Here is a 25,515-nt window from a genome sequence, read left to right on the forward strand (position 1 = left end):
AATAATCCCCATCCTTCATTCTCCTCGCAGACTGCTCCCCGTCGATGACGGAGGCTGCAGATGCGAGAACGTGAGACTGATGGGGAGCGGTGGGCAATCCGGCAGGGCCTGCTCGCACTACGCGCCCAGATCGCCGGGCTCCGCGTCAGTCTCGCCGCGCGTCGGCTGGGCCGCAAACACAACTTCGATCCGAACCAACCGCGCTGGCCGAAGGGCAGCGGCGGCATCTCCGGCCGCTGGCGCGATGCGGGCGGCGGTTCCGCCGGCGCTCGGCCTGTCCGCTATGCCGGGCTCACGGGCAAAGGTCCGAAGACGCGGAGCGACGCGTTCCCGACCGCGCCTGGCAAGACGCGTAGGCTGCGCCTGCCGCCGCCCGAGCGGTTGCCGCCGGGGATCGGTGATAACGGCGGTCCGCCGCTGGAGGATCCGCCGGAGATCCCGAAGCGCGATCCCGGCAGTGACAGAGGCCGCTTCCCGATCGCAAAACGGACGGCCTTCTGGCTCCTGCGGGCGCTGAAGCGCGGGGACAGGCGCGTCGCGATTGTCGTCGCGGCGATAGAAAGCATCGGGTATCTCACCGGGTTTTTTGATGAAATCGAGGCGTCCATCGACGGTCCCAAGTCTCTTGATGAGCTGCGGCGCGCCGTAAAGGAGCAGGATGGCCGCAAGGGCACTCACGTCCACCACATCGTAGAGAAGGCGTCGGCGGAACAGGACGGCTTCCCGAAGTCGATGATCGAGGGCGAGAATAACCTGGTTCGTATCCCCCGCTACCAGCACGAGAACATCTCGGCTTGGTATCAAAGAAGGAATCCGGACTATGACTGGCAATCGCCAAGGCGCTATTTGCGCGGACGAAGTTGGGAGGAGAGAATGCAAATGGGGCTGGATCTCCTCATCAAAGAAGGACTCTTGAAGCCATGAGCTCCCTGTCGCTTCGTCATCTGACATCCGCCTCCGTCGAGGAGATCCTCGCCGACTACGTGCGGATGAGCCTCGAACAGTACGAATACAATCTCGACGGTGATTTCCGGTCCTATAACATGACGGTTCCCCGGCAGATCGCGCTCGAAGCCGAACTCCGGCGGAGGGACGGCGATCAGCGACGAGCACTTCTTGCGCTGTTCGATCATCCGAACATGCAGGTGCGCTTGAACGCTGCCCGGGCGGCGAGACCGGTCGCTCCCGTCGAGGCCCGCCGGAAGATCGAAGAGATTGCCGCCTCCGGTCACTACCCCCAGTCTGCCGATGCCGGATCGAGCCTTTCTGCAATGGATAGAGGCATCTACAAGCCGGATTGACGTCAGCGTGACGAGCAACCGCTCGAATATCCGCAACCCGCAGCCCGCAGCCCGCAATCCGCCGACGCCTGGGGGGCATGCTCGATGCGCTCGATAGAGGCGTCTTCTTTTCCGGTGTCGGTCGGATCGACGTCCAGCCGCTGCAGCCCTTGGCGCCGGAGGATTCGCCCCGCGACCGAAGCGCCGGAACTGCGCCCTCTAGCCAAGTTCCGCACCCGTCGAACGCCCCGTCGCTCTGGACGCCGCGCTGAAATGCTGTAAACCCCGCCGCGATTGCCGGGCGCCGTTGGGCACGCTGCCGTCCGGCGCAAGCGATGGAGACGGTCATGGCCGAGAAGATCAGGATCGGCGTTCTGGGCGCCAGCGGCTATACGGGTGCGGATCTCGTGCGCCTTGCCGTGCGCCATCCGAACATGGAGATCGCGGTGCTGACCGCGAACAGCCATGCCGGCAAGCCGATGCGCGCCGTCTTCAAGCATTTCGCGCATGTCGACCTGCCGGATCTCGTCACCATCGAGGACGCGGACTGGGGCGCCGTCGACGCGGTGTTCTGCGGCCTGCCGCACGGCACCACGCAGGCGATCACCAAGGACATCTTCGAGCGCTATCCGAAGGTGAAGATCATCGACATGTCTGCCGATTTCCGGCTGCGCGATCCCGCCGTCTACAAGGAGTGGTACGGGCTCGACCACACCGCGATGGAGATCCAGACCGAGGCGGTCTACGGCCTCACCGAGCTCTATCGAAGCGAGATCGCCGGGGCGCGGCTGATCGCCTGTCCCGGCTGCTATCCGACGGCGGTCCTTCTGTCGCTGGTGCCGCTGGCGAAGGCCGGGCTGATCGACATCTCCGACATCGTCATCGACGCCAAGTCCGGCGTCTCCGGCGCCGGCCGGGGCCTGAAGGAGAACACGCTCTTCTGCGAGGCGGGCGAGGGGCTCTCGCCCTATTCCGTCGGCAAGCACCGGCACATGGCCGAGATCGAGCAGGAGATCGGCAAGGCCGGCGGGGTGGCGGATCTGCGCGTCAACTTTACCCCGCATCTCATCCCGATGAGCCGGGGCGAGCTGTGCACGAGCTATGTCCGGCTTCCCCAAGGCCAGACCGCCGCGGATTTGCGCGGGCATCTGATCGAGACCTATGCCAGGGAGCCCTTCGTCACCATCGCCGACGAGGGCGTCCTGCCGCAGACCCAGATGGTGCGCGGCTCGAATTATGTCGTGATCAACGTCGTGCCCGACCGCATCCCCGGCCGCGCGATCGTCATCTCGACCCTCGACAATCTGGTGAAGGGATCGGCCGGCCAGGCGATCCAGAACTTCAACGTCGCCTACGGCATCAAGGAGACGACCGGCATCGAGCAGCTGCCGCTGTTCCCATGATGACGGGCCCGGACGGCTTCGGTTGAAGTCGTCCGGGTTCTTTCGCTGCGGTCAGCGACCACTGGTCGCGGGCGCCGCCTTGGGCGGGATGCCCTCAGCTCTCCTTCCCGAGATACCGGCCGAGGAAGCTCTGGAGCGCGTCCCAGGATTTCTCGTCCGCGACCTTCCGGTAGCGGTCCGAGTCGAAGACGGTAAAGGCGTGCGGGGCGCCGGAATAGACTTCGAGCTCGTAGGCGATGCCCTTGTCCTCGAGCGTCTTGACCAGCGAGAAGGCCTCGCTCGGGGGAACCGAGCTGTCGGCGCCGCCCTGGGCGATCAGGATCGGCGCGGTACCGTCGGGATAGGTCTGGCCGTCGGGCGTTGCGAGCGTGCCGTGGAAGGTCGCATAGCCGGCGACGTCCGACCCCTTGCCCGAGCGGGCGAGCTCGAGGACGCCGGCGCCGCCGAAGCAATAGCCGATGACGACCGCCTGCTCCTCTCCGGATCGTTCGCGCGCTTTCTGAAGCCCGGCGGCAACGCGCGTCAGCATCGCCTCGCGGTCCTCGTAGAGCGTGCCCGTCGCCGCCTTCTTCGCCTCGGTGGTCTCCGGCCGCTTGCCCTTGCCGAAGAGGTCGAGCGCGAAGGCGTCATAGCCGAGTTCGGCCAGCATGTCGGCGCGCTTCTTCTCGTAGTCGGTCAGCCCGTCCCAGTCGTGGATGACGAGGACGAGACCCTTCGCCTCGCCGTCGGCGGGGGCAAAATAGCCTTCGTAGTCGGCGCCCGCGGCCTGATAGGTCACGGCCTCGCCGGCCATTGCGGGCGCTGCGCCGGCAAGTAGCGTCAGCGTGGCGGCAATCGAAATGGTGCTGCGCGTCGTCATCTGGTTCTCCCGTGCGTTCCCCTGGTCCACGCGAAGGTAGACCGGCGGAAGCGGCAGGGGAGCGGCAATCGCCGCGATTGCGATAAAGCCGGTATCACAGCCTCGTGCGTCGCGGCGCTCGGGCCCCGCGGCGGCGGCCGCCACAGGCCTGATGCGTCAGGCGGCGAGCGGCTCGCGATGCTCGCCTTTCAGTCCGCGCGCATGGATCACTGCGGTCGCCAGCACGATCATCCCGCCGGCCTGGTGGGCGAGCGCCCATCCGATCGGCACGACCATCAGGAGCGTGGTGATGCCGATCGCGGCCTGGGCCGCGACGACGAGGAACAGGACAAACGCGCCGCGCGTGTGGCGCGTGCCCGGCGTCTGCAGCCAGGCGGCCAGGGCATGGAGGCCAGTGACGGCGAAGAGCAGATAGGCGCAGCAGCGATGCACGAACTGCACGGTCAGGACGTTCTCGAAGAAATTGCGCCAGGCAGGGACGATCGACAACAGATTATCGGGCACGAGCGCGCCGTCCATCAGCGGCCAGGTGTTGTAGATCAGCCCGGCCCGCAGCCCGGCGACGAGGCCGCCCAGATAGATCTGCACGAGCGCTAGAAGCACGATCAGCCCGCCGACGAAGACCGACCCGCGCGAGGGCGGCGCCACGATCGGTCGGCGCGCGAGCCCGCGCGCGACCCAGATCGTCGCGGCGAAGATGATGCTCGCCACGGTGAGGTGAGTGGCAAGCCGGTACTGGCTGACCTCGGTCCGGACGCTGAGGCCCGAGGCGACCATCCACCAGCCGATCGCGCCCTGCAGCGCCCCGAGGGCGAGAATGCCGAGGAGCCGGGGCTTCAGGAACGGCTCCAGCCGTCCGGTGAGCCAGAAGAACAGGAGCGGGAGCGCGAAGACGACACCGACGCCTCTCGCGAGCAGCCGGTGCGTCCACTCCCACCAGTAGATCGTCTTGAACCCAGAGAGATCCATGCCCTGGTTCATCTCCCGGTATTGCGGGATCTGCTGGTAGCGGACGAATTCCTCCTGCCACTCGGCGGCCGAAAGCGGCGGGATCACTCCATGGATCGGCTTCCATTCGGTGATGGACAGGCCGGACTCGGTCAGCCGCGTCGCGCCGCCGACGAGAACCAGCGCGAAGATGAACAGCGCCACCGCATAGAGCCAGATGCGCACGGCCGATCGGTCGCGCCGGGCAGGCGTTGCGGTCAGGGGGCTGTCGTCGGTATAGGCGAGGCTCGTCATGGCGCGAGGCTTTGCACCCAAAGCCCGGCGCGATCAAGACGCCGAAACGTCCCAGCCCCGTCGGGCGGACACCTCGTGTGCCGGATCGGGCGAAGCGCCCAGCGTGCCGCGAAGCGCGAGAGGAGCGAAGACAATGCCGGTCCGGATCAAGAAGCTCATCGGCACGGTCATCCTGATCCTGCTCGTCTCGATCTATGCGGTGCTCGCGACGGCGATCGCCAGCCTCTATCTCGGCAATGCGAGTGGCTGGGTGCATCTGGCCTATTTCCTGTTCACGGGCTTCCTGTGGGTTCTGCCGGCGATGTGGGTGATCAAGTGGATGGAGACCGCGCCGCGCGGCTGAGGCCGGGCGGAACGGCAGGGCAGGGGGCTGCGGGATCGTCCTGTCCGGTCCGGCTTTGCCTGTGACCCGGGTCACAGCCGGCGGGACGGGCTCCGGCTACCTTCTGGTCATCGGCGGACACGGGGTTCGCCGGCAACGAGAAGGAAGACAGATATGATCCGCAAGACCATTCTCGCCCTCGCCACTGTCGCCATCGCGGCCACCGGCTCCATGACCACCGCCAATGCCGGCGGCTACTCGGGCGGCTACAGTTTCGGCAGCTACGAGCAGGCCGGCTACTACGGCTCCCATTCCGGCCATCGCAAGAACTACCGGGCTCACCGTAAGCACTGCTTCTGGAAGAAGAGGAAGGTCATCGTCGGCTACGACTATGACGGCTATCCGCGCTACAAGATCAAGCGCGTCAAGGTCTGCTCCTACTGAGCGATCACATGCCGCCAACAGGAATAGGGCCCTCGGTTTTACGCCGGGGGCCTTTGCTTTGTGACAGGCGTTACCGCCGCGCTTGCCGACCGAGATGCCGGAAGCGGCAGGTCATCCTCGGCCTTGCGGAGAAGGGGGCTGGCCCGTATGCGAGCCGGCAGCACCGCATCAAGCGCGTTCACGGGCCCCGGCGACGCCGCGCCGCGCGTTCGGCATGAAGATCACGTCGCTGATGCCGAGGGCCCGCAGCGCCGCCGCGACGTCGCCGGCGAGCTCGTCCGTCCGCGGATTGCCCGCCACGACCACCGCCGTCTCCTCGTCGAGGATCGCGGGCAGACGCTCGATGTCAAGCAGCGCGAATTCGACCACGACCGTCTCGTAGGCTTCGCCGAATGCGGACAGGAAGTTTTCGAGCCGGACGAGATCCGCCGCGCTCGCCTCTGAAAGATCGGCGCCGTGCGAGGGCACGACATGGACGCGGGTGTAGTGGTCGCGGTGGATCACCTCGGCCAGGGTGGCGAGCCCCGAAGCGAGGTCGCCATAGCCCTCGCTGTCGGCGGTGATCCCCATCTTGGCGGCGATCCGGTCCTCGCCGGTCAGGTCGACCAGCACGGTCGCCCGGCCAGCCGAGGCCAGCCGCCGCGAAAGCTCGACGCCGCCGAACTGGTCGCGGTCGGCATTGACCGAGAGGACGACGAGGCGCCTTACGGCGCTGTGCTGGATCGCGAGCACCAGTTCGCTGGCGGTGGCGATCTGTTGCGTCTGGCTGGCTTCCGCCGCCGCCGCCGGCTGCCGCTTCGTCTCGGTGGTCGGTGCGGCTGGGTCCGGAGCCTTCTCTGCGGAAAGCTCCTTGGGAGACGTCTGGCGGCCGAGCATGGTGCCGAGCGAGCTCCCGAATTCTGCCATGGCCTGTCCGAGCATCAGTGCGGTCCCTTCGTTGCCGACCTTCCAGCCGTCATCGTGATCGCGCGAGGTTTGGGGAGGGGCCGGCCGCCGCTGGCGGCGCAGTCGGCCCGAAATCCCCGCCCCGCGCGAAAGATCTTGAGGCCCGATCCTGCCGGAGCCGGGTAACGACGCGGTTAAACGTCCTGATGGAAAAAGCGGATTTGCCTGATTAACCCCAGGTTAACCCTAACGAACGTACAACAACCTTGCGAATGGAATGCACCCGGACGGACAATATCCCCTCAAGGACCAAGGCGATGAACAAGGCGACCTTCTGCATTATCGCAGCTGTGGTGGCGAGCTTGGCCGGGTGCGCGTCCTACGAGCCGGTTCCGCCCGCCTTCCACCGGGTCCTCAACGAACCCTATCACCTCGACAGCGGCGACGTCCTGCGCATCACGGTGTTTGATCAGGAGGGGCTGTCGAAGACCTATCCCGTCGACAAGGCCGGCTATATCGCGATGCCACTGGTCGGCTCCGTGCCGGCCCGCGGACGAACCCCGCAGCAGCTGGAGCGCGAACTCGCGGATCGGCTGCGCGACGGCTACATCAACGATCCCGACGTGACGGTCGAAGTGGAGCAATACCGCCCCTTCTTCATCATGGGCGAGGTGAACACCGGCGGCCAGTACAGCTATGTCCCGGGCATGACCGTGCAGAAGGCGGTCGCGATCGCCGGCGGCTTCTCCCCGCGGGCCGAACAGGAAACCGTCGACATCACCCGCCAGATCGGCGGCCGGATCGTGACAGGCCGCGTGCGCACCTCCGATCCGCTGCAGCCGGGCGACACGGTCTATGTGCGCGAGCGCTGGTTCTGACGCCTGGGTCCGGGCGACCGGGCGCCGGCGACCTCCCAAAGCGGGCTGAAAACCACAGCGCCGTAAGCGACCCAGCGCAATTCCGGCGAATTTTCGTCGCATCCGAAACCGTCTCTTAGCCTTCATCGACTACTGTCCCGGAAAATTTGGGCGTCGCGTCCGGCCGCATGGGTCCTTCGGACCTTGCCGGAGGGGATCGACGGCAAACGGGATCCGTAAGGTCATGGCGAATATCGACGACGGTCAGCCATTCACCGCGGACGCCATCCGGAAGTTTCAGGCGGAGGCTGGGCCTACCCCGGCGCCGGCCGAGCTGAACCCGCTTGCGCAGCGTGCCGTCCTCCAGTTCCGCGAGGATTTCATCACGCCGCGCATGCTCTGCGGTCTGCTGAGGGCTGCGGAATTCGTCGTCCTCGCTGGATCAGGCCTTCTGTCCTGGCTGTTCGTGCGCCAGACGACCGACGAGGCGGCACTTGTCGGCGCCTGGCCGGCCATTGCCGGAGCGGCCGCCGGGGTCCTCTTCATCGGCCTGTCGCACGGCTATGATCTGTCCTTCCTGCGGGGACGGGCATCGCGGCTCTGGCGCGTCGTCGCCGGCTGTGCCGCGGCTGCGGCCTTCGCTTCCGCGCTGCTCCTTTTCCTCCTGCCTGGCGACGCCACGAACGGACGCGGCTGGCTCATGACCTGGTTCGCGGTCAGCTCCGTCACGCTGGTGGTCGGAAGGCTGATCCTTGCGGCGAACGTGCGGCGCTGGGCGCGCAACGGCCGGATGGAGCGGCGCGCGGTGATCGTCGGCGGCGGCAAGAACGCCGAAACGCTGATCCGCAGCCTGGAGATGCAGCCAGACGGCGATATCCGCATCTGTGGGATTTTCGACGACCGCGACGACACTCGCTCGCCGCCGATCGTCGCCGGCTATCCCAAGCTCGGCACCATCGCGGAACTCGTCTCCTTCGCGCGGCTGACCCGCATCGACATGCTGATCGTGACGCTGCCCCTGTCCGCCGAAAGACGGCTCCTGGCGCTTCTCAAGCATCTCTGGGTGCTGCCGCTCGATATCCGTCTGTCGGCCCATTCGGCCGAGCTGAAGTTCAGGCCGCGCACCTATTCCTTCGTCGGCCAGGTTCCGCTGATCGACGTCTTCGATCGGCCGCTCGCCGACTGGGACGGGATCGTCAAGCGGATCTTCGACATCGTCATTGCCTCGATCGCGATCGTCGCCCTCCTGCCGGTCTTCCTGGTCACGGCGATCGCGATCCGCCTGGACTCGACGGGACCGGTCCTGTTCCGGCAGAAGCGTCACGGCTTCAACAACCAGATCGTGGAAGTCTTCAAGTTCCGTTCGCTCTACCACGAGATGTCCGATCCCGAGGCGAGGACGATCGTCACCAAGAACGACAAGCGCGTCACCCGGGTCGGAGCCTTCATCCGCAAGTCGTCGATCGACGAGCTGCCGCAGCTCTTCAACGTCCTCAGGGGCGATCTCTCACTGGTCGGGCCGCGGCCGCACGCCGTCCATGCCCAGTCCAGCCGCAGCGAGACCTTCGTCGAGATCGTCGACGGCTATTTCGGCCGCCACAAGGTCAAGCCGGGCATCACCGGATGGGCGCAGATCAACGGCTGGCGCGGCGAGATCGACGAGCCGGAAAAGCTGAAGCAGCGCTTCGAGCACGACCTCTATTACATCGAGAACTGGTCGCTCTTGTTCGACATCTACATTCTGGTGATGACGCCGATCAGTCTGTTCAGGACCAACGCCGCCTATTGAGCGGCGCGTCCCGTCCCGGTCTTCCTCACCCGGCTCGGGACGCCGCTTCGAACAGCGTCAGCATCCGCGACACGGCAAGGACATAGCCCTGCGTCCCGCAGCCGGCGATCACGCCGTCGGCGCGCTGCGACACATAGGAGTGGTGCCGGAAGGCCTCACGCTTGTGGATGTTGGAGATGTGCACCTCGACGACCGGCCCCTCGAAGGTGTTCAGCGCATCGAGGATGGCGACCGAGGTATGGCTGTAGGCGGCTGGGTTGATCACGATGCCGAAGGAATCCTCGCGCGCCTCGTGGATCCAGTCGATGATCTCGTGCTCGGCATTCGACTGCAGGAAGCGGATCGACAGGCCGCCGGCCTCGGCTGCATCGCGGCAGGCTGCTTCCACGTCGGCGAGGGTCTCGCGGCCGTAGATTTCTGGCTGACGCTTGCCGAGGAGGTTGAGGTTCGGGCCGTTGAGGATGGTGATAATTGTCGGGGCGGCGGTCATGGCGGCTCCTCCGGCGGCGTCGGGGCGAAAGCGGTTGTCGGACCGGATGCGCGTCTCGGGGAACGCGCGCAAGCCGGGAAGGCGGCTCAGACGGTCCGCTTTTCGGCGAGATGACCGAGGACATACATCGCCACGCTCGATCCGGCTATGGCCGTGACGTCGGCATGATCGTAGGGCGGGGAGACCTCGACGACGTCGGCTCCCACGATGACGAGGTTCTTCAGATGGCGCAGGACCGACAGGATCTTGGCGCTCGACGGGCCGCCAGCGACCGGCGTCCCCGTGCCGGGCGCGAAGGCGGCGTCGAGGCAGTCGATGTCGAAGCTGAGATAGACATTGGTGCCGCTGGTACGGGCATAGATCCGTTCGGCGACCTGTGCCGCCGTCATCTCCTCCACCGCCTCACCGCCCAGAATTTCGAGGCCGCAGGTCTCGGGCGCATGGGTGCGGATACCGACCTGTATCGAGGTCGAAGGGTCGATCAGGCCTTCCTCCGCCGCCGCCTTGACGAAGGATCCATGGTCGACGCGCAGGCTTCCGTCGGTGGCGTGAGCGAGCGGCCAGGTGTCCTGATGGGCGTCGAACTGCACGAGCGACAGCTTGCCGTGGCGCTTTTCATGTGCCTGAAGCAGCGGATAGGTGATCGAGTGGTCGCCGCCGAGGGTGAGCAGGAAGCCGGTCTGGTCGAGGAGGGCGTTCGCTTCGGCGAGGATCCGGGCATGGGCCGTCTCCGGCAGCCGGTAGTCGAGCAGACAGTCGCCATAGTCGACGACGGACAGCGCCGCGAAGAGATCGCGGTCGAAGGGATATTGGGGGTCGTTGTCGAAGATCGCCGAGGCCCGCCGCAGCGCCTGCGGCCCGAAGCGGGTGCCCGGACGGTTCGACACCGCGCTGTCGAAGGGCACGCCCCAGACGGTGACGTCGGTCCCCGACACGTCCTTCGAGAAGCGCCGGCGCATGAACGAAAGAGCGCCGGCATAGGTCGGGTCCGAGGCCGCGCCGAGCGGACCGTCGGCGGTGAAGGCGTGGTCGATGGAATGGGAGGACATCAGCGTTCCGGCACAGACAGGTCAGATCGGCACTCGTCCTACTCCATTCGCAGCCATGTTTGAAGGAACGGCTCGAGTACGATGCGACCGGCGGCGCCGGGACGATCAGCGCCCGTGACCGGACCAAGTCATCGCCGTGCAGGCCAGCGCTGGCGCTCATGCAGCAGTCGAACGATCGAGATGTCGGTCCCGTCTACCCGATAGACCAGGATGAAGGGGGGCCGGGGAACGGATAGTTCGCGGGTACCGGGAACCCGTCCGGGCCGCCCACTCAGAGCCAGGAAATCCAGCCGCTTTGTCGCAGCTTGAATCTCGTCACCGGCGGCGATCGCCGCTAGGGGATTTGCGTTCGGCGATGTAGTTCAGCTGTCGGTATCGATCGCGCTCGGCACGACGATACCAGTTGACCGTCATCCCGTTTTCCGCGTTGCACGCTTCAGGAGTGCCGCCCGCTGTTCTTCCCATGCACGCGAGACGTCCTCGCCCGGAATGAATTCCGCGCCAGGGTCGTCCATCTCCCGCAGCGCCGTCTCGACCTCCTCGCGGAACCAGGCGTCATAGCCCTCCGGCTCGGTTTCCCGCTGGGCGTATTCGGCGATGATCTGGCCGAGAAGGCCGGCGCGGTCGGCATGGCGCTTCTGTTCCGACAACTGGTCGAGGGAGGCGGCGGTGGCCTCGTCGATCTCGATGGTCAGGGTCGCGATGGTGGCTCTCGTCGCTGATGTCCGTCCCGACAAGCTATGGTGCCGGAGCCGAAGCCAATGCCGGTCTCGCCCTGTCGCCCGGAGAGCAGCAACATCTCCAAGTGCACCGCCCTGGTGGCGGGCAGTTTCGATGATGATCGGCTTGTCGCCCTTCGTCGCCTTGGCGGCCGTTGGGATCCTCCCGGGTGGCTGCGAATCGGGCTTCGCATACGCCCGCATCGTCGCCTGACGATCACCGCGAAGTCCGGCGGGTTGATAGCCGCGCGAAGCGGCCATTCCTGGCCATTGGGCGGTAAAGAGCCGCGATCCGGCCCGTCTGACGATCCGCTTCATCTCCTGCACTTGCGCGGTTTGCGCTGCAGCGCAACTTCGCCCAGGATGGCGGGCGACAGGGCTGGCCGCTGACGGCGCCGCCCGCGGGGACGACGGCGAGCACGAGCTCGGCGCCAGCGTAGGAGAGGGACGGCGCGATGCTGCTCAAAGACGATCCGGTTCATGCCTTCATGCCGTATCCGGCGGTGGACGTGGCCAGCGCCGGTCAAGGGCCGCTCGCGGGGCTCCGGCTGGCCGTCAAGGACCTCTTCGACGTCAAGGGCTATCGGACGTCCTGCGGCTGTCCGACCAAGCTCGCGATGAGCGAGGTGGCGAGCGTATCGGCGCCCGCCGTGCAGGCACTGCTCGACGCTGGAGCGCAGTTCGTCGGCAAGACGCAGACGGACGAGCTTGCCTGGGCGCTCTACGGGATGAACTCGCATTTCGGCACGCCGATCAACTCCGCGGCGCCGGACCGCATCCCCGGCGGCTCCTCCTCGGGCTCGGCGGCGGCGGTCGCGGCCGGGCTTGCCGATCTCGGCGTCGGCACCGACACCGGCGGATCGGTGCGCGCGCCCGCGAGCTTCTGCGGACTCTACGGCTTTAGGCCGACGCATGGCCGGATCACGCTCGACGGCTGCATGGAACTGGGCGCGAGCTTTGATACCTGCGGCCTTTTCGCCCGCGACGCCGACACACTGGCGGCCGGCGCCTCCGTCCTCCTCGGTCCCGACGACATCTCGCTTTCCGAGAGCCCGCGCTGGCTGCGGCCGCAGGACATGGTCGCCCGGCTCGGCTCGGACCAGGCGGCCATATACGAGGAAGTGTTCGCCGATCTTCCGGCCGAGCCGGTCACCGTCTATCCCGCGGCCGGCGCAGACGCGCTCCACGAGGCCTTCCGCGTGCTGCAGAGCTGCGACTGCAAGCGTTCGGTCGTGCCGTTCATCGAGGCGTCCGGCATGCCGCTCGGGCCGGGACTGGACGACCGCGTAGCCTTTGCGCAGGGATTGAGCGAGGCCGACGAGGCCGCGGCCAATGCCGTGCGCGAGCCGTTCGCCGATGCCATGGACCGGCTGCTCGGCAATGACGGCGTGCTCCTTGCCCCGGTCGTCCACGATGCGCCGTTCCGCCGCGACGCTGGCCGTGACGTCTTCGACGGATTCCGCCCGGCGGCGATGACGCTGCTCTGCGTCGCCGGCATGGCGCGGCTGCCGCAGGTGGTGTTCCCGGCCGGAACGGTCGACGGCGCTCCCTTCGGCCTGTCGCTGATCGGTCCGCGCGGCTCGGATCGCTCGCTGATCGCGCTGGCGGGGCAGTTTGCCGCCGCGAAATAGGCGGGCCTCTTTACGGAGCGACGAGCAATCGCTCGTCCGCGCGCTTCCGGACCTTCGATTCTCCGGCGCGGGTCTCGATGGCCGGCGCGGCCGGGAGTGGCTTGTGCTCCGCTTTTGCGGGCGCGGGGCAGAGCCTTGCAGCGAAGCGCTCGGCCGCGGCGAGGTCGTGTCCAGCGATCACCGTCTCCAGCCGGACCTCCGTCCGGCCGTGACGTCGCGTCTCGCTCAGACTGTAGACATGGGTGAAAGCGCCGTGCCGGCGATGCAGGACGGCGACGATCGTCTCGACGGCATGGCCGCGAGGTGTGCGCCGGTCGGCATGGCCGAGGCAATGCGCGGCGTCGCCTTCGGCGAGTGGAAGCCAGGAGAGCTGATGGGCGATATCGATCTGCACGTCGTCTGTCTCCGTTCTGGAGGCCGAGCGTGCGACGATGCGGCTTTTGTCCGTTTGGTTGCCGGGCACGGCCACATCTCTCCCGAAGGAGATGCCACCTTGCCCGGATCGGCAGGTTGGCGTCGGGCCACGCCCAACTCTTGATGCTGGCGGCCTGATAGCAGCGTCTCCTTTTTCCGGCAATAGGCGCGGGTGGCCGCAGCGCCCCTTCCCAGGGGACCCACAGTTCTCGCGAGCGCCGTCTTCGGACCAGCCACGAAGGTGCTGCCGGGAAGTTCGCAGATCTGCCTAGAATTGATCAGATGGAAATCGCCGAGATCCAATAAGCGGCCGGCTGCTCGCATCGCGGCACGATCGTCACCAAGCTCCCGGCCCGCGATCTCGACGAGGCCTTCGTCGTCATGGCCCAGCTCGAGTCGCTGTGCGCGCGCCTGTGCGCGGCCAATCTCTCCGGCGCGAAGCTGCATGATCTGATGGAACTCCACCGCCAGGGCGACGAGGCGGCGCAATACGATGCCGTCGACGCCTATCGGATTCACAACGAACGCTTTCACGCCGCCATCTATCATGGCTCGGGAAACGCATTTCTCGAACGCACGACGCTGTCGGTACGGCGTTCGCTTGCGCCGTTCCGCGACCTCCAGTTCGAGGGCTTCAAGCGGCCCGAGGCCTCGCACCGCGAGCATGGCGCGATCGTCGACGCGATCGTCGCGGGGGAGGGTGAGCGCGCATCGGCTTCGATGCGCAAGCACATCCTCACCGTCCGCCGAGCGATCGACGCGGTCGAGCCGGGCGATCACGGCGACGAGGCGGCGCGTCCGTCAGATCCGGAATGACGGGCTGCCGCGGCGAAGATCGTCGCGGCAGGGGCAGGATGACGGTCCGGCCTAGCCGATCAGATCGGCGAGCGTGATCGGGAAGCGGCGAGTTCGCTTGCCCGTCGCGTGCCATACGGCATTGGCGATGGCGCCGGCCGTTCCGGTGATGCCGATCTCGCCGGCGCCCTTGACGCCGAGCGCGTTGACGTGGGGGTCGTCCTCATGGATCAGGATCGTCTCCAGCGACGGCACGTCGGCGTTCACCGGCACGTGGTACTCGGCGAGATTGGCGTTCATGATCCGCCCGCTCCGCTTGTCGTGCACGGCTTCTTCCTGGAGCGCGAAAGAGATGCCCCAGATCATGCCGCCATAGTACTGGCTCTCGACCATGCGCGGATTGATCACCCGGCCGGCGGCGAAGGCGCCGACGAGCCGCGTCACCCGCATCTGGCAGAGGTCCGGATCGACGCTTACCTCGGCGAAGACCGCGCCATGGGCGTACATGGCATGGCTTTCCGCGGCGGACGGGTCCCTGGCGCCCTCGCCATGCCCCTCGATCTCGGACAGACCGGCGCGCTTCAGGATGTCGCCATAGCCTTCGCCGCGGCTCTCGTCGTCCTGGCGTACCAGCCGGCCGTTCCGCGCCACGACGCCGACATTGCCGGCGCCGTAGAGCGGCGAGCGCTCGTCATTGACGGCGAGCTCGGTGAGCTTCGCGATGACGTCCTCGCCGGCCTTGTGCAAGGCTAGGCCGGCGGTCGCCGTATGGCCGGAGCCGCCGGCGATGCCGGCATCGGGAAGATCGGAGGAGCCGGCGCGGAACTCGGTCTCCTCCATCGACAGGCCGAGCCCGTCGGCGGCGATCTGGTGCAGCGCCGTCCAGGCTCCCTGGCCCATGTCGTGGGCGCCGGTCTCCATCAGCCCGCTGCCGTCGGCGCGGATTGCCGCCCGAGCCTGCGCCTGGAACATGACCGCGGGAAACAGCGCCGTGCCGACGCCCCAGCCGACGAGCCGGCCGTCCTTGTCGCGCATCGATCGCGGCTCGAACGAGCGCCTGGCCCAGCCGAAGCTTTCGGCGCCCTTCTCGTAGCATTCGCGCAGCGCCTTGGACGAGAACGGCTTGCCCGAGATCGGCTCGACCTCGGCATAGTTAAGCAGTCGGAACTCCAGAGGATCCATACCGGCGGCGAAGGCGGCCTCGTCGATGACGCCTTCCAGCGCCGCCGAACCCGAAGCCTCGCCGGGCGCGCGCATGAAGCCGGGCGTGCCGATATCGATGCGCACCGCCTTATGCGACGTGCGGATCGCCGGCGCGGCATAGAGCGAGTGGGAGGCGTTGGAGGAGGGCTCGATGAAGTCGTCGAACCGGCTCGTCGGTGCCAGGGTGAGGTGTTCCATCGCGGTCAGGCGGCCGTCCTCCGCGACGCCGAGGCGCAGCGTCTGGCGCGTCTGGCCGCGATGGCTGACCGGCCCGTACATCTGCTGGCGGCTGAGGACGAGTTTCACCGGTGCGCCGACCATCTTCGCGGCGATGATGCCGAGCATCTGCGGGCCGGCCGGCATACCCTTGGAGCCGAAGCCGCCGCCAAGGAAGGGGCTGCGGATGTGGATGTTCTCGGCTGGAATGCCGAACAGGCCGGCGACGCGCCCGACCGCCATGGCGAGCCCCTGCGTGGGCATGTCGATCGACACGCTGTCGCCGTCCCAGCTTGCGACGATCGAATGCGGCTCCATGGCGTTGTGGTATTGCGGCGGCGTCTCGTAGGTCGCCTCGATTGTCTTCGGCGAGCCGGCGAAGGCCGTATCGAAATCGCCGCTCTCAGCCTCGGCGGGAGCGCCGGGGCCGACGGCGTCCGGGACGAAGCTTTCGCCGTCCAGACCGACATCCACCGCCTCGGCCTCGTAGCGCGGGGCGAGCAGCATGGCGCCCTCGCTCGCCGCTTCCAGCGTCTTCGCGATCACCACCGCGATCGGCTGGCCGGCATAGCGAACGCGGTCGTTCTGCAGGAGGTCCATACGGAACATGAAGGGGTGGAGCTTTGCGTCGGGGTCGAGCGCCAGCGGCGGCCGGTTGTCCGGCGTCATGACCTCGACCACGTCCGGATGGGCCTTCGCCGCCGCGACGTCGAGATGGGCGACCCGTCCGCGGGCGATCGCGGCGGTTGCGACGACGGCGTGGAGCACGCCCTCGGGATTGTTGTCGGCGGCGTAGGTGGCGCGGCCGGTGACCTTCAGGAGGCCGTCGCGCCGGGTCAGGGGCTGGCCGATATTGGAGCCCTGGCGCACGCGCGAACCGGTGGGAAGCGAAGCGATCTCAGACATTGACGACACTTTCCGGAATGGGGGCGAAGGGCGAGGCGGGCAGCGCGGGGAGACGGTCGGGCGTGCCGGCGGCCGCCATCGCGAGCACCCGGGCGACGACCCGCTTGCCGAGTTCGATCTTGTAGGCGTTTTCGCCGGAGGGCTTGGCGTCGGCGAAGGCGATCTCGGCAGCCGCCGCGAAGGCTTGCCTGCCGGGTGCCTTGCCGGCGAGCGCGGCTTCGGCCGCCTCTGCGCGCCAAGGCTTTGGGGCGATGCCGCCGAGCGCCAGCCGGGCGGCGGAGATGACGCCGTTCTCGAACGTCAGCGCCGCCGCCGCCGAGGCGAGAGCGAAGGCGTAGGAGGTACGGTCGCGGACCTTCAGATAGCGCTGATGGCCGGAAAAGGCCAAAGCGTCCGCCGGCAGTCTGACCGCGACGATCATCTCGCCGGCCGAAAGGAGGGTCTCCCTATCGGGCGTTTCGCCCGGCAGCAGGTAGAACGCGGTGATCGGAACCTCGCGCCTGCCGCCGGGGCCGGCGATCTCGACGATTGCCCCAAGCGCCGTCAGCGCCACGCAGAAGTCGGAGGGATGGACGGCGATGCAATGATCGCTCCAGCCGAGGACCGCATGGGACCGGTTCTCGCCGCCGATCGCGTCGCAGCCGGCGCCGGGCTGGCGCTTGTTGCAGGTGCTGGCGGGGTCGGTGAAATAGGCGCAGCGGGTGCGCTGCATCAGATTGCCGCCGACCGTCGCGGCGTTGCGCAGCTGCGCCGAGGCGCCGGACAGGAGCGCTTCGGCCACGGCGGGAAATCGCTTCGAAAAGTCCGCGTCATGGGCGAGGTCGGAATTCCTCACCAGCGCGCCGATGCGGATGGAGCCGTCCGGCGCGGTCTCGATCGCGGCGAGATCGGGCAGGTGGGTCACGTCGACCAGCCGGTTCGGGTTCGCGATCCCACCCTTCATCAGGTCGAGAAGATTGGTGCCGGCGCCGAGAAAGGCAGCGCCCGGCTCGGCCGCCGCCGCGACGGCTTCGGCGATCGTCTGCGGCTTCACATAGTCGAACCGGTTCATGCCGCCTTCTCCCGCTTGGTGCCGCTCATCGCGGCCTCTGCGTCGAGCACCGCCTCGGTGATGCCCTTGTAGGCGGCGCAGCGGCAGATATTGCCGCTCATCGCCTCGCGCACCCGCTCCGGATCGCTGCCGGCCTGACCTTCGGAGATGAGCCCGACGGCGCTCATGATCTGTCCGGGCGTGCAGAAGCCGCACTGGAAGCCGTCATGATCGATGAAGGCCTGCTGCACCGGGTGGAGGGCGTCGCCGTCGGCGAGCCCCTCGATCGTGGTGATCGCGGCGCCGTCATAGCTGACGGCCAGGGCCAGGCAGGAATTGATGCGCCGGCCGTCGACGAGGATGGTGCAGGCGCCGCACTGGCCGCGGTCGCAGCCCTTCTTGGCGCCGGTGAGATGCAGTCGCTCGCGCAGGAGGTCGAGCAGCGTGACGCGCGGATCGTCGAGCTCGATCTCCCGTCGGTCGCCATTGATTGTCAGGCTGATGGAGGGGTTCATGCCTTCACCCGTTTCAGTGATATGTCGAACCAGAGGGTGCAGTCGCCCGGCCGACATGGCCGCGAGCGGGAGCACGATGATGGTCGGGCGGGATCGGACGAGAGCAGGATGGACCTGCCGGCCGCCGCATGACCAATTATACGGAGGGGCCCTCCGTTTTCAAGGCTGAAGGAGTTCTAATTTTCGAGATGGGACCAGACCCCCGAAAGGCAACGCGCAAGCCCCGCGCCGATTCGCTCCGCAACCGCGAGCGCCTGCTGACGGCGGCGGCCGACATTTTCCGCACCGGCGGTCCGGAGGCCAGCCTCGAAGCGGTGGCGCGCCGGGCCGAAGTCGGCATCGGCACGCTCTACCGGCATTTCCCGACCCGCGAGGCGCTGTTCGAAGCTGTCTACCGACGCGAAGTCGAGCAATTGGCCGAGCTTGCCGAAACCCTTGCCGCTCAGAAGCCGCCGATCGACGCGCTGCGCCTCTGGCTGCATGCGAATGTCCGGCTCGTCGCGACCAAGAAGGGCATGCTCGCTGCGCTGGCGCTGGCCGCCAACACGAAGTCGGACCTTTACCGGCACACCTATCCGCGGCTCTTGGAAAGCGTCGGCTCCCTGCTGAATCCCGCCGTGGAAGCCGGCGCGATCCGCGACGACGTTTCCGCGGAGGACCTGATCCGGACGCTCATCGGCATGTGCCACATGCACGATCAGCCCGGCTGGGAGACGACGGTCCTGCGGATGGTCGACGTCTTCGTCGACGGCTTGCGGATTTCGACCCGGACGTAGTCGCGCCGGCTTTCAGGCTAGCGCATCGGGCGACAAATCGGCATCGCTCGATGCTCTCGATCTCCTTGGTGGCGCGCCGGGTGGCCGAAAAACCGGTTTCCACTTTTTCGCCCGGCGCTCTATACCAGCCGGAGTAGAAGGCGCAGCCAGCTCTCGGCCGGCCCGATCGGTCGCCAAGCGCGGGTGAAAAAGGCGGGCCTACCAATGCGGCATGGCTGCGGGCCGGGCGGCAGTGGGACCGTGGGACGGATGTCGCTGCGGCGCCTCTGCGTCGCGCCTATTCCGGGGCTTGCGAGAACGTGATCAGCCGGGCGCCGTCCTCGACCTGATCGCCCTCCGCCACCAGAATTTCCGCGACCGTGGCCTCGCGCGGGGCGCGCAGCGTGTGCTCCATCTTCATCGCTTCGAGCACGATCAGAGCAGCGCCCTTTTCCACGCTGTCGCCGATCGTCGCCAGAACGAGCTTGACCAGACCCGGCATCGGCGCCGCGATATGGTCGCCGCTCACGGCATCGTCCTCTCCCACACCGGGGCGAAAGTTGTTGAAGCGATAGGATTCGGCGCCGAAAAATACGGTCACCGCATCGGCTTCGCAGGCGACGAACACCGTCTGCCTTCGGCTGTCGACGGAGAGGCGGACGGCACCGCTCGACGCCTGTCCGGAAGAAGGCGGCAGCGGCATGGGGCCCTGATCGCCCTCCGTCAGCGCGCCGAGGACGGCGATTTCGACGCCGGCATCCTCCGACATGCCATTGCCGGAGACAAGATAGCGCCGCGGTCCGCGCGTCGTGACACAAACGTCGGTGCGGCCGCCATCGGCATCGCTGAAGCGGGCGAATTGCCGAGCTTCGCCGAAGGCGCGGAAACCATCGAGATCGAGGAAGGGATCGGCTGTCCCCGTCGGCCGGGCGGCCGGAACCTGCAGGCGACCGAGCGCCGCCAGCGCTGCGACGGCACGCGCCTCGGGCCGATGCTGCGGCGGCCGCGTCAATTGATCGATGTCGCGGCCGATCAGCCCCGTGTCGACAGCGCCGGCCACAAAGCCGGCATGGCCCGCCAGCCGCTCCAGAAAGGCGACATTGGTGACGCAGCCGCCGATCCGCGTCTCGGCGAGCGCCCCTCTGAGCTTGCGAAGGGCGGCGTCGCGGTCGGCGCCGTGGACGATCAGCTTGGCGATCATCGGGTCGTAGTGCGGAGTGATCCGGTCGCCCTCGCGCACGCCGGTGTCGATGCGAGCACCCGCCCACTCCCGCGGCATCCGCAAGGTCGTCAGCCGCCCGGTCGCGGGCAGGAAGCCCTTGGCCGGATCCTCGGCATAGATGCGTGCCTCCACCGCGTGACCATCGATGCGGAGGTCCTCCTGCTGAAAGGGCAAGGCTTCGCCGGCGGCGACGCGCAGCTGCAGTTCGACGAGGTCGAGGTCGGTGATCGCCTCGGTCACCGGATGCTCGACCTGCAGCCGCGTGTTCATCTCCATGAACCAGAACCGGTCGGGCCTGAGGCCCTCGGAGGCGTCAACGATGAATTCGATCGTGCCGGCGCCGGCATAGCCGATCGCCTTGGCGGCGGCGACGGCAGCCGCTCCCATTGCCACGCGCATCTCGTCCGCCATGCCGGGGGCGGGCGCCTCCTCGATGACCTTCTGGTGGCGCCGCTGCAGCGAGCAGTCCCGCTCGAAGAGGTGGACGGCATGGCCGTGGCTGTCGCCGAAGACCTGGACCTCGATGTGCCGCGGCGTCCCGATCAGCTTCTCGATCAGACAGTGCGGGTCGCCGAAGGCGGCTTCGCCCTCGCGCCGCGCGGCGGCCAGCGCTTCGGCGAAGTCGGCCGCCCGCTCCACCGCGCGCATGCCCTTGCCGCCGCCGCCGGCCCGCGCCTTGATCAGCACCGGGAAGCCGATGCGCTCGGCTTCCGCAGCCAGGACTTCCGGGTCCTGGCTGTCGCCGTGATAGCCGGGGACGACCGGCACACCGGCCTCCTGCATCAGCCGCTTGGCCGCGTCCTTGAGGCCCATCGCCCGGATGGCGGAGGCGGAGGGGCCGACGAAGGTCAGCCCGGCCGCTTCGACGGCCTCTACGAAATCCGGGTTCTCGGACAGGAAGCCGTAGCCGGGATGGATCGCGTCGGCTCCCGTCCGCCGCGCCGCCTCGAGAATGCGGCTGGCGTCGAGATAGCTTTCCGCGACCGGAGGCGGGCCGATCGGAACGGCTTCGTCGGCCATTTCGACATGCAAGGCGTCCGCATCGGCATCGGAGAACACTGCGACCGTGTGGATGCCGAGCCGCTTAGCGGTTCGGATGATCCGGCAGGCGATCTCGCCGCGATTGGCGACCAGCAGAATGTCGATCGGTCGGGCCATCGGATCTCCGCATCCACGCTACGCCGCGCCCTGCGGCGACGATCGCCGGGCCAGGGATCCCGGCGTGTCAGAACAGCGGAGGCGCCGGCTCCGACAACAGCCGCGATCCCGCCATTGTATGGGAAACCGGCGCGCTGTCGAAGGAGACGCCGATTTCGACGGTCCGGTTCCAGACGATCCGCACCCGGCGGGCCGTCTGCTGCGTCACGTCGTACATCAGGACGAGCGGGGGAAGCTTCTGCCGCGACATCCGCCGCAGCCGCGCCCCGCCGTCGGAGATGTCGAAGATCAGGACCTCTTCCAGCGGGCGGCGGTCGACGGTCAGAAGGATCGCCGGACGGAACCTTGTCCTCTTGCGCGGCGACAGGCGTCGCTCGACCGCCACCGGCGTCGCCGGGCTTTCGGCCAGCCAGACGCGTTCCTGATCGAGCATCGCGGCGATCTGATCCTCGCTCACGCGATGCGCTGCGCCCTTGAAGCTCAGCCCCGCGTCGCGGCCGCGCGCCCAGGCGATCTTGGCGAAGCGGAAGGTCTTCTCGGTCAGGTCGAACGCCGTCAGCGTCGGAGGGAGCTGACCGCCATGCGTGCGACGGATGCGGATACCGCCGTCCGAGATGTCGACCACGCTGGCCGTTTCCAGGTAGAGGCGATTCACGGTCGCAAGGAGCGTCGTGCGAAAGCGCTGACGACGGCGCGGTGATTTTCGCTTGTCGACCCCCATCGCTCCACTCTGACGTTTTCTTATCCGCCCTTTAAAGCAAGAACAGCCTTCAAGTTTGTTAATCGGCGGGCGCTCGAGGCTGCCAAGGCCGCCGACAGGAGACCGGGATTCGCAAGGCGGGCCGCGAGCAGAAGGCGGCTTCCACAGGACTGCGCGAAGGCCCTCGTCGTCCTGGCAACACCGTCGGCACGGGTTCACCGCCGTCGCCATTCGGCCGCGGTGGAGGCGGAGGCACTCGTCGCCCGCATCTAGCAGGCGCGCGGCCAGTTCATCGGCTCCCCCGCCGCTCCAGCGATGACCTCGCAAGCCAGGATGAGGTCGCCGGCCTGCGCCGCCGGGTCGAGACCGCCGAAGGCCGAAGCTGACGACGGCCCGAAGGCCGGCAGGGTCAAGGGCTTCGAGCGCCGTCTCGCGAGGGCCGCCGGCGGCGCAGCGCAGGTCAGAATTCCGTCACCCGCCGCGATCCCCGCCTCGGCGGCAAGTCCGCTGACGACGAGGCGGGGACCGACGGCGGGCTGATGCCTCAGAGCTTCACTGTCCCCGTGTCACCCATGTCGGGCCGGCTGTCGGACACCGCTGCTGCGAACATCTTGATGTAGCTCACGGCCGTGCCCGGGCTGTTCCAGTAGTGGGCGTCCTTCGGGTCGATCTTCAGGATGCGGATCGAGGGATCCTCGGGGCTTTCCCACCAAGCCTTGGCGGGCGTGCCCCAAAGCTCCTTGATCTTCTCCCGGTCGTTGCTGATCTCGGCCGTCCCGGAAACGGAAACGTAGTTCTGCCCGGACGTGTCGGCGAAGGCGAGATTGACGTTCGGATTGGCGGCGATGTCGGCATCCTTGTGGCTGGCGACGTCGGTCAGGAAGTAGATCGCATGCGCCTTCCGGTCGACATAGGCGGCCATCGGCCGTGACCGGATGTCCTGCCCCTCATGGGTCGCAAGCATGCAGAAGCCGATCTTCTCCACGAGGTTCCAGACCTCTTCGACGTCCTGATTGGCCACGATATCTCTCCTTTGCCGGACGATGAATGTTCGGCGAGGAGACGTCCGAGACCCGGCCACGGTTCCGTTCCCGGCCGGGACCATGCGACTGCTCAACGAGTGCGACCTGCGGCCCACGAAGCATCTTAGTTCTGCCATTCCCCGTCACACCGCTGTCGCTGCATCGGCTGCCACGACATCCGACCGCGGCATTCACGGCCATTTCAACAAAGGCGATCGGCGGTTCGTTGCGGCGAGATTGGGAAGTTATGTTCGCCGCCGAATGATGCGGCACTGCAGCAGCGAGGTATGCGGCGAGAGGGCGGCGCCGGCCCTGCGGCCATTCTATCCACACGTCCCTACCGGAGCGGCGACCGATGCCGTCATACGTCTTGCCGGGCGCGTTGCCTCGTGTCATCAGAGCTGTCGGATGCCCGCTCGGCCTTGGCGGGCGACGGGTGGCCCGCTGCGTTCTCCGCTTGCTTGTGGCGGCCAAGCCAATGCGAGAGCGGGGTTGCGGTGACGCCGTGAACGGTGGCCGAGACCGCGACGGCAAGGGTCGCGATCGGCCAGAATTCGTGGCGGCCGGTCTCGTGCATAGCCATGATCGCGTAGTAGATCGATGCGACGCCCATCGGGCCGAACCAGCCGACGAAGGCCGTCTCCGCCCAGCCGCGCACGCAGGTCATCGGCCGTGCCAGGAACAGCCAGAAGGGCGGCCGCCTGAGAAAGATGAGGGCGATGGCGAAGGCGAGGCCCGGCCATCCCAACTGGTACCACTCGCCCCAGGGCAGCATCACGCCGAACAGGATGAAGACCGGCAGGTCGAAGAACCGGCCCATCGCCTCCTGAGCATGGCCCTGACGGGTCTCGCGCTCCGAAATGAAGCGGTTGAAGACGAGGCCTGCGGCAAAGACCGCAAGAATTCCGTCGCTGCCCATCAGCTTGACCGCGGCGAGAACGGTGATCGATAGTGAAAGGCCGACCGTGACGGTAGACTGCGTCTCCGAATAGGGCTGCTCATAGGCCCAGATCAGGAGCCTGCCGGCTAGCCAGCCGATCAGCGCGCCGATGACGACGGCGAAGATGATCTCCCAGAAGAGGACCCGCGTCGCCCATTCCAGCCAGGCATCGTGCGAATCCTTGGTGAGCAGCAGCAGCGGCAGCATGACGAACAGCATGCCGAGCCCGTCATTGCCGCCGCTCTCGGCGCTCAGAATGTTGCGCACCCGGGTCGGAACCGAGTTCACGGCCGATTGGCCGCTGACGATCGAGCCGGCGAGCACCGGATCGGTGGGAGCGAGGATCGCGCCGAGCAGCAGTGCCGGTAACAGGCTGAAGCCGAGGATCCCGATCGCGAGGCCGGCGCCGGCGAGCCACATCACCAGCATTCCGCCGCCCAGCGCGAGCGCCATGTCGCGCCAGCGGGCGATCTCGAAGCCGGCGGGCAGCCGCAGCGCCGCGCCCATCACCGCAAGGCCGAGGGTCAGCCGGGCTACTTCCTGCATCACCACGAACCGGTCGCCCGGCGTGTCCGACATGTCGACGAAGTTCAGGACCGCAGGCCCGATGATGACGCCGACCAGAAGGCATAGTGCCGTCTCGGTGATCCACAGCCGGTTCTTCACATAGCCGGAGAGGATGCCGAGGACGAGCACGGCTCCCCCGGCGATCAGCAGCGCCGCGTTCAGGTCCAATCTCTTGCCTCCGTCGCGTCGTTCGACCTGCCTCGGCTGGGCGAGGAGTGCCCGGCGCCGCCTGCATGCATGCGAGCGGTGAGGGACCGACTGCCAGACCTTATCGGGTGGGACATGATCGGCTCACTTCCCGCGAGAGCCATCGTCGGGCGTGGCAGCGGATTCGGGCCGGCCATGCGCCCCGATCAACGGCACGAAGGAGACCCTCGACAAAGCCTCTTCTCGAAATCCGTCCTCGCCCCTGGTGATGCGCACGAGTCTCTGGCTGGCAGGCCCACGCTCGAGCGGAATGACGAGCCGGCCGCCGACGGCCAGTTGCTCCGTCAGCGGCTCGGGCACGCCGGGGGATGCCGCCGCGACGATGATCGCGTCGAATGGAGCGGCCTCCGGCAGGCCCAGCGTGCCGTCGCCGATCCTGGTCTCGACCTTATAGCCGAGCGCCTCCAGACGCTGCCGCGCCCGCTCCCCGAGAGCCGGATCGCGCTCGATGGACGAGACGATCGCGCCCATCGCTGCCGCGACGGCCGCCCCGTAGCCGGAACCCGTGCCGACATCGAGCACCCGCTCGCCGGGTCTGACCCGCGCTGCCTGCAGCATCTCCGCAACAATCAGGGGTTGCGAGATCGTCTGGCCGCCGCCGATCGACAGAGGGCCGTCCTCATAGGCGAATGCCTGCATGTGCTCCGGCACGAAGGCCTCGCGCGGGACCGAGCCCATCGCCGCCAGCACGGCCTCGTCTTCGATGCCACGCCTCTTAAGCTGATACTCGACCATGGACTGGCGACCGGACACAGAACTCACGGCGATGTCCTTTCGGGCTGAGGAAGAGGCGGGGGCGACGGTGAAGGCGTCTCCCGTTCAATCGTCTTCGTCGTCGCCCGTTCCGGTGGAAGTGGCGGCAAACCCTCCACCGCTTTTGTAGCCGCCAATGCTT

The 25,515-nt window shown here is 67.5% G+C and carries 25 protein-coding genes, 1 pseudogene and 1 riboswitch; of the genes and pseudogenes, 10 read left to right on the forward strand and 16 right to left on the reverse strand.

Features of this window, described 5'->3' with window-relative positions; translation table 11 throughout:
* Window positions 1-60: 60 nt before the first annotated feature.
* The 3 genes from LH400_RS17935 to argC all read left to right on the forward strand — a co-directional run bounded on the left by LH400_RS17935 (window position 61) and on the right by argC (window position 2,683).
* Complete coding sequence (locus tag LH400_RS17935; RefSeq protein WP_229154351.1) at window positions 61-924, forward strand: hypothetical protein; 864 nt, start codon at window positions 61-63, stop codon at window positions 922-924.
* Complete coding sequence (locus LH400_RS17940) at window positions 921-1,301, forward strand: DUF2019 domain-containing protein (RefSeq protein ID WP_229154352.1); 381 nt, start codon at window positions 921-923, stop codon at window positions 1,299-1,301. The genes LH400_RS17935 and LH400_RS17940 overlap by 4 nt, the downstream gene beginning before the upstream one ends.
* A gap of 326 nt (window positions 1,302-1,627) precedes the next feature.
* Complete coding sequence (gene argC / locus LH400_RS17945; protein WP_229154353.1) at window positions 1,628-2,683, forward strand: N-acetyl-gamma-glutamyl-phosphate reductase; 1,056 nt, start codon at window positions 1,628-1,630, stop codon at window positions 2,681-2,683.
* A gap of 94 nt (window positions 2,684-2,777) precedes the next feature.
* On the opposite strand, the gene LH400_RS17950 is transcribed toward argC, so the two are convergent.
* Window positions 2,778-3,542, reverse strand: coding sequence for a dienelactone hydrolase family protein (locus LH400_RS17950; RefSeq protein WP_229154355.1), 765 nt, complete (start codon window positions 3,540-3,542; stop codon window positions 2,778-2,780).
* Between the two features lie 156 nt (window positions 3,543-3,698).
* The gene (locus LH400_RS17955) at window positions 3,699-4,784 is read right to left on the reverse strand and encodes a COX15/CtaA family protein (protein ID WP_229154356.1); all 1,086 of its coding nucleotides are present in this window, start codon (window positions 4,782-4,784) and stop codon (window positions 3,699-3,701) included.
* Between the two features lie 133 nt (window positions 4,785-4,917).
* On the opposite strand from LH400_RS17955, the gene LH400_RS17960 reads away from it, so the two are divergent.
* Window positions 4,918-5,127, forward strand: a complete 210-nt coding sequence (locus LH400_RS17960) for a DUF2842 domain-containing protein (protein ID WP_229154358.1) — start codon at window positions 4,918-4,920, stop codon at window positions 5,125-5,127.
* A gap of 153 nt (window positions 5,128-5,280) precedes the next feature.
* Entirely contained in the window at window positions 5,281-5,550 is a 270-nt protein-coding gene (locus LH400_RS17965) for a hypothetical protein (protein ID WP_229154360.1), read from the forward strand.
* A gap of 168 nt (window positions 5,551-5,718) precedes the next feature.
* Here the strand turns inward: LH400_RS17965 and LH400_RS17970 are convergent, their stop codons facing one another.
* On the reverse strand, window positions 5,719-6,471 hold the full coding sequence (locus tag LH400_RS17970; protein WP_229154361.1) for a hypothetical protein: 753 nt from the start codon (window positions 6,469-6,471) through the stop codon (window positions 5,719-5,721).
* A 281-nt stretch (window positions 6,472-6,752) separates the two neighbouring features.
* On the opposite strand from LH400_RS17970, the gene LH400_RS17975 reads away from it, so the two are divergent.
* Both LH400_RS17975 and LH400_RS17980 read left to right on the forward strand, forming a co-directional pair.
* Window positions 6,753-7,313: a polysaccharide biosynthesis/export family protein gene (locus tag LH400_RS17975; protein WP_229154363.1), complete on the forward strand. Its 561-nt coding sequence runs from the start codon at window positions 6,753-6,755 to the stop codon at window positions 7,311-7,313.
* Between the two features lie 223 nt (window positions 7,314-7,536).
* A complete protein-coding gene (locus LH400_RS17980) occupies window positions 7,537-9,081 on the forward strand; it encodes an undecaprenyl-phosphate glucose phosphotransferase (protein ID WP_229154364.1) in 1,545 nt (514 codons plus the stop codon).
* Window positions 9,082-9,106: 25 nt separating this feature from the next.
* Here LH400_RS17980 and aroQ read toward each other — a convergent pair whose 3' ends face one another.
* From aroQ to LH400_RS17995, 4 genes and pseudogenes are all read right to left on the reverse strand, one after another.
* Window positions 9,107-9,571, reverse strand: coding sequence for a type II 3-dehydroquinate dehydratase (gene aroQ / locus LH400_RS17985; protein ID WP_229154365.1), 465 nt, complete (start codon window positions 9,569-9,571; stop codon window positions 9,107-9,109).
* 86 nt (window positions 9,572-9,657) lie between these two features.
* On the reverse strand, window positions 9,658-10,620 hold the full coding sequence (gene speB / locus LH400_RS17990) for an agmatinase (protein WP_229154366.1): 963 nt from the start codon (window positions 10,618-10,620) through the stop codon (window positions 9,658-9,660).
* 128 nt (window positions 10,621-10,748) lie between these two features.
* Window positions 10,749-10,967, reverse strand: a pseudogene (locus tag LH400_RS26400) (type II toxin-antitoxin system RelE/ParE family toxin); the annotation flags it as partial.
* A 63-nt stretch (window positions 10,968-11,030) separates the two neighbouring features.
* Window positions 11,031-11,357, reverse strand: coding sequence for a hypothetical protein (locus LH400_RS17995; RefSeq protein ID WP_229154367.1), 327 nt, complete (start codon window positions 11,355-11,357; stop codon window positions 11,031-11,033).
* A gap of 437 nt (window positions 11,358-11,794) precedes the next feature.
* Between LH400_RS17995 and LH400_RS18000 the strand changes: the two genes are divergently transcribed.
* Window positions 11,795-12,970 (forward strand): amidase, encoded by a 1,176-nt coding sequence (locus tag LH400_RS18000; RefSeq protein ID WP_229154368.1) that lies wholly within the window; start codon window positions 11,795-11,797, stop codon window positions 12,968-12,970.
* A 10-nt stretch (window positions 12,971-12,980) separates the two neighbouring features.
* On the opposite strand, the gene LH400_RS18005 is transcribed toward LH400_RS18000, so the two are convergent.
* Window positions 12,981-13,364: a hypothetical protein gene (locus LH400_RS18005; RefSeq protein ID WP_229154369.1), complete on the reverse strand. Its 384-nt coding sequence runs from the start codon at window positions 13,362-13,364 to the stop codon at window positions 12,981-12,983.
* 44 nt (window positions 13,365-13,408) lie between these two features.
* A riboswitch (SAM-I-IV-variant riboswitch) is annotated at window positions 13,409-13,516 on the reverse strand.
* Between the two features lie 201 nt (window positions 13,517-13,717).
* Here LH400_RS18005 and LH400_RS18010 point away from each other — a divergent pair.
* Window positions 13,718-14,200: a GntR family transcriptional regulator gene (locus LH400_RS18010; protein ID WP_370638426.1), complete on the forward strand. Its 483-nt coding sequence runs from the start codon at window positions 13,718-13,720 to the stop codon at window positions 14,198-14,200.
* A gap of 51 nt (window positions 14,201-14,251) precedes the next feature.
* On the opposite strand, the gene LH400_RS18015 is transcribed toward LH400_RS18010, so the two are convergent.
* Genes LH400_RS18015 through LH400_RS18025 form a run of 3 tightly spaced genes read right to left on the reverse strand, consistent with a single transcriptional unit; the run spans window position 14,252 to window position 18,049 of the window.
* Window positions 14,252-16,504 carry a xanthine dehydrogenase family protein molybdopterin-binding subunit gene (locus LH400_RS18015; protein WP_229154371.1) on the reverse strand — a complete coding sequence of 751 codons (2,253 nt, stop codon included), beginning with the start codon at window positions 16,502-16,504 and terminating at the stop codon, window positions 14,252-14,254.
* Window positions 16,497-17,555, reverse strand: coding sequence for an FAD binding domain-containing protein (locus LH400_RS18020; RefSeq protein WP_229154372.1), 1,059 nt, complete (start codon window positions 17,553-17,555; stop codon window positions 16,497-16,499). The genes LH400_RS18015 and LH400_RS18020 overlap by 8 nt, the downstream gene beginning before the upstream one ends.
* Window positions 17,552-18,049: a (2Fe-2S)-binding protein gene (locus LH400_RS18025; protein ID WP_229154374.1), complete on the reverse strand. Its 498-nt coding sequence runs from the start codon at window positions 18,047-18,049 to the stop codon at window positions 17,552-17,554. Before LH400_RS18025 ends, LH400_RS18020 begins: the two co-directional genes overlap by 4 nt.
* Window positions 18,050-18,237: 188 nt before the next feature.
* Here LH400_RS18025 and LH400_RS18030 point away from each other — a divergent pair, with 188 nt between their 5' ends.
* The gene (locus LH400_RS18030; protein ID WP_229154376.1) at window positions 18,238-18,825 is read left to right on the forward strand and encodes a TetR/AcrR family transcriptional regulator; all 588 of its coding nucleotides are present in this window, start codon (window positions 18,238-18,240) and stop codon (window positions 18,823-18,825) included.
* A 277-nt stretch (window positions 18,826-19,102) separates the two neighbouring features.
* Here LH400_RS18030 and LH400_RS18035 read toward each other — a convergent pair whose 3' ends face one another.
* From LH400_RS18035 to LH400_RS18055, 5 genes are all read right to left on the reverse strand, one after another.
* Window positions 19,103-21,184 carry an acetyl/propionyl/methylcrotonyl-CoA carboxylase subunit alpha gene (locus tag LH400_RS18035; protein WP_229154378.1) on the reverse strand — a complete coding sequence of 694 codons (2,082 nt, stop codon included), beginning with the start codon at window positions 21,182-21,184 and terminating at the stop codon, window positions 19,103-19,105.
* Between the two features lie 67 nt (window positions 21,185-21,251).
* Window positions 21,252-21,839 (reverse strand): hypothetical protein, encoded by a 588-nt coding sequence (locus LH400_RS18040; RefSeq protein WP_229154379.1) that lies wholly within the window; start codon window positions 21,837-21,839, stop codon window positions 21,252-21,254.
* 589 nt (window positions 21,840-22,428) lie between these two features.
* Window positions 22,429-22,905 carry a pyridoxamine 5'-phosphate oxidase family protein gene (locus tag LH400_RS18045; protein WP_370638415.1) on the reverse strand — a complete coding sequence of 159 codons (477 nt, stop codon included), beginning with the start codon at window positions 22,903-22,905 and terminating at the stop codon, window positions 22,429-22,431.
* A 362-nt stretch (window positions 22,906-23,267) separates the two neighbouring features.
* Window positions 23,268-24,581 (reverse strand): cation:proton antiporter, encoded by a 1,314-nt coding sequence (locus tag LH400_RS18050; protein ID WP_229154381.1) that lies wholly within the window; start codon window positions 24,579-24,581, stop codon window positions 23,268-23,270.
* A gap of 123 nt (window positions 24,582-24,704) precedes the next feature.
* Window positions 24,705-25,382 (reverse strand): protein-L-isoaspartate(D-aspartate) O-methyltransferase, encoded by a 678-nt coding sequence (locus LH400_RS18055; protein ID WP_370638416.1) that lies wholly within the window; start codon window positions 25,380-25,382, stop codon window positions 24,705-24,707.
* Window positions 25,383-25,515 lie beyond the last annotated feature (133 nt).

Source organism: Jiella soli (genome assembly GCF_020615385.1).
GTDB lineage: Bacteria > Pseudomonadota > Alphaproteobacteria > Rhizobiales > Rhizobiaceae > VKMB-3413.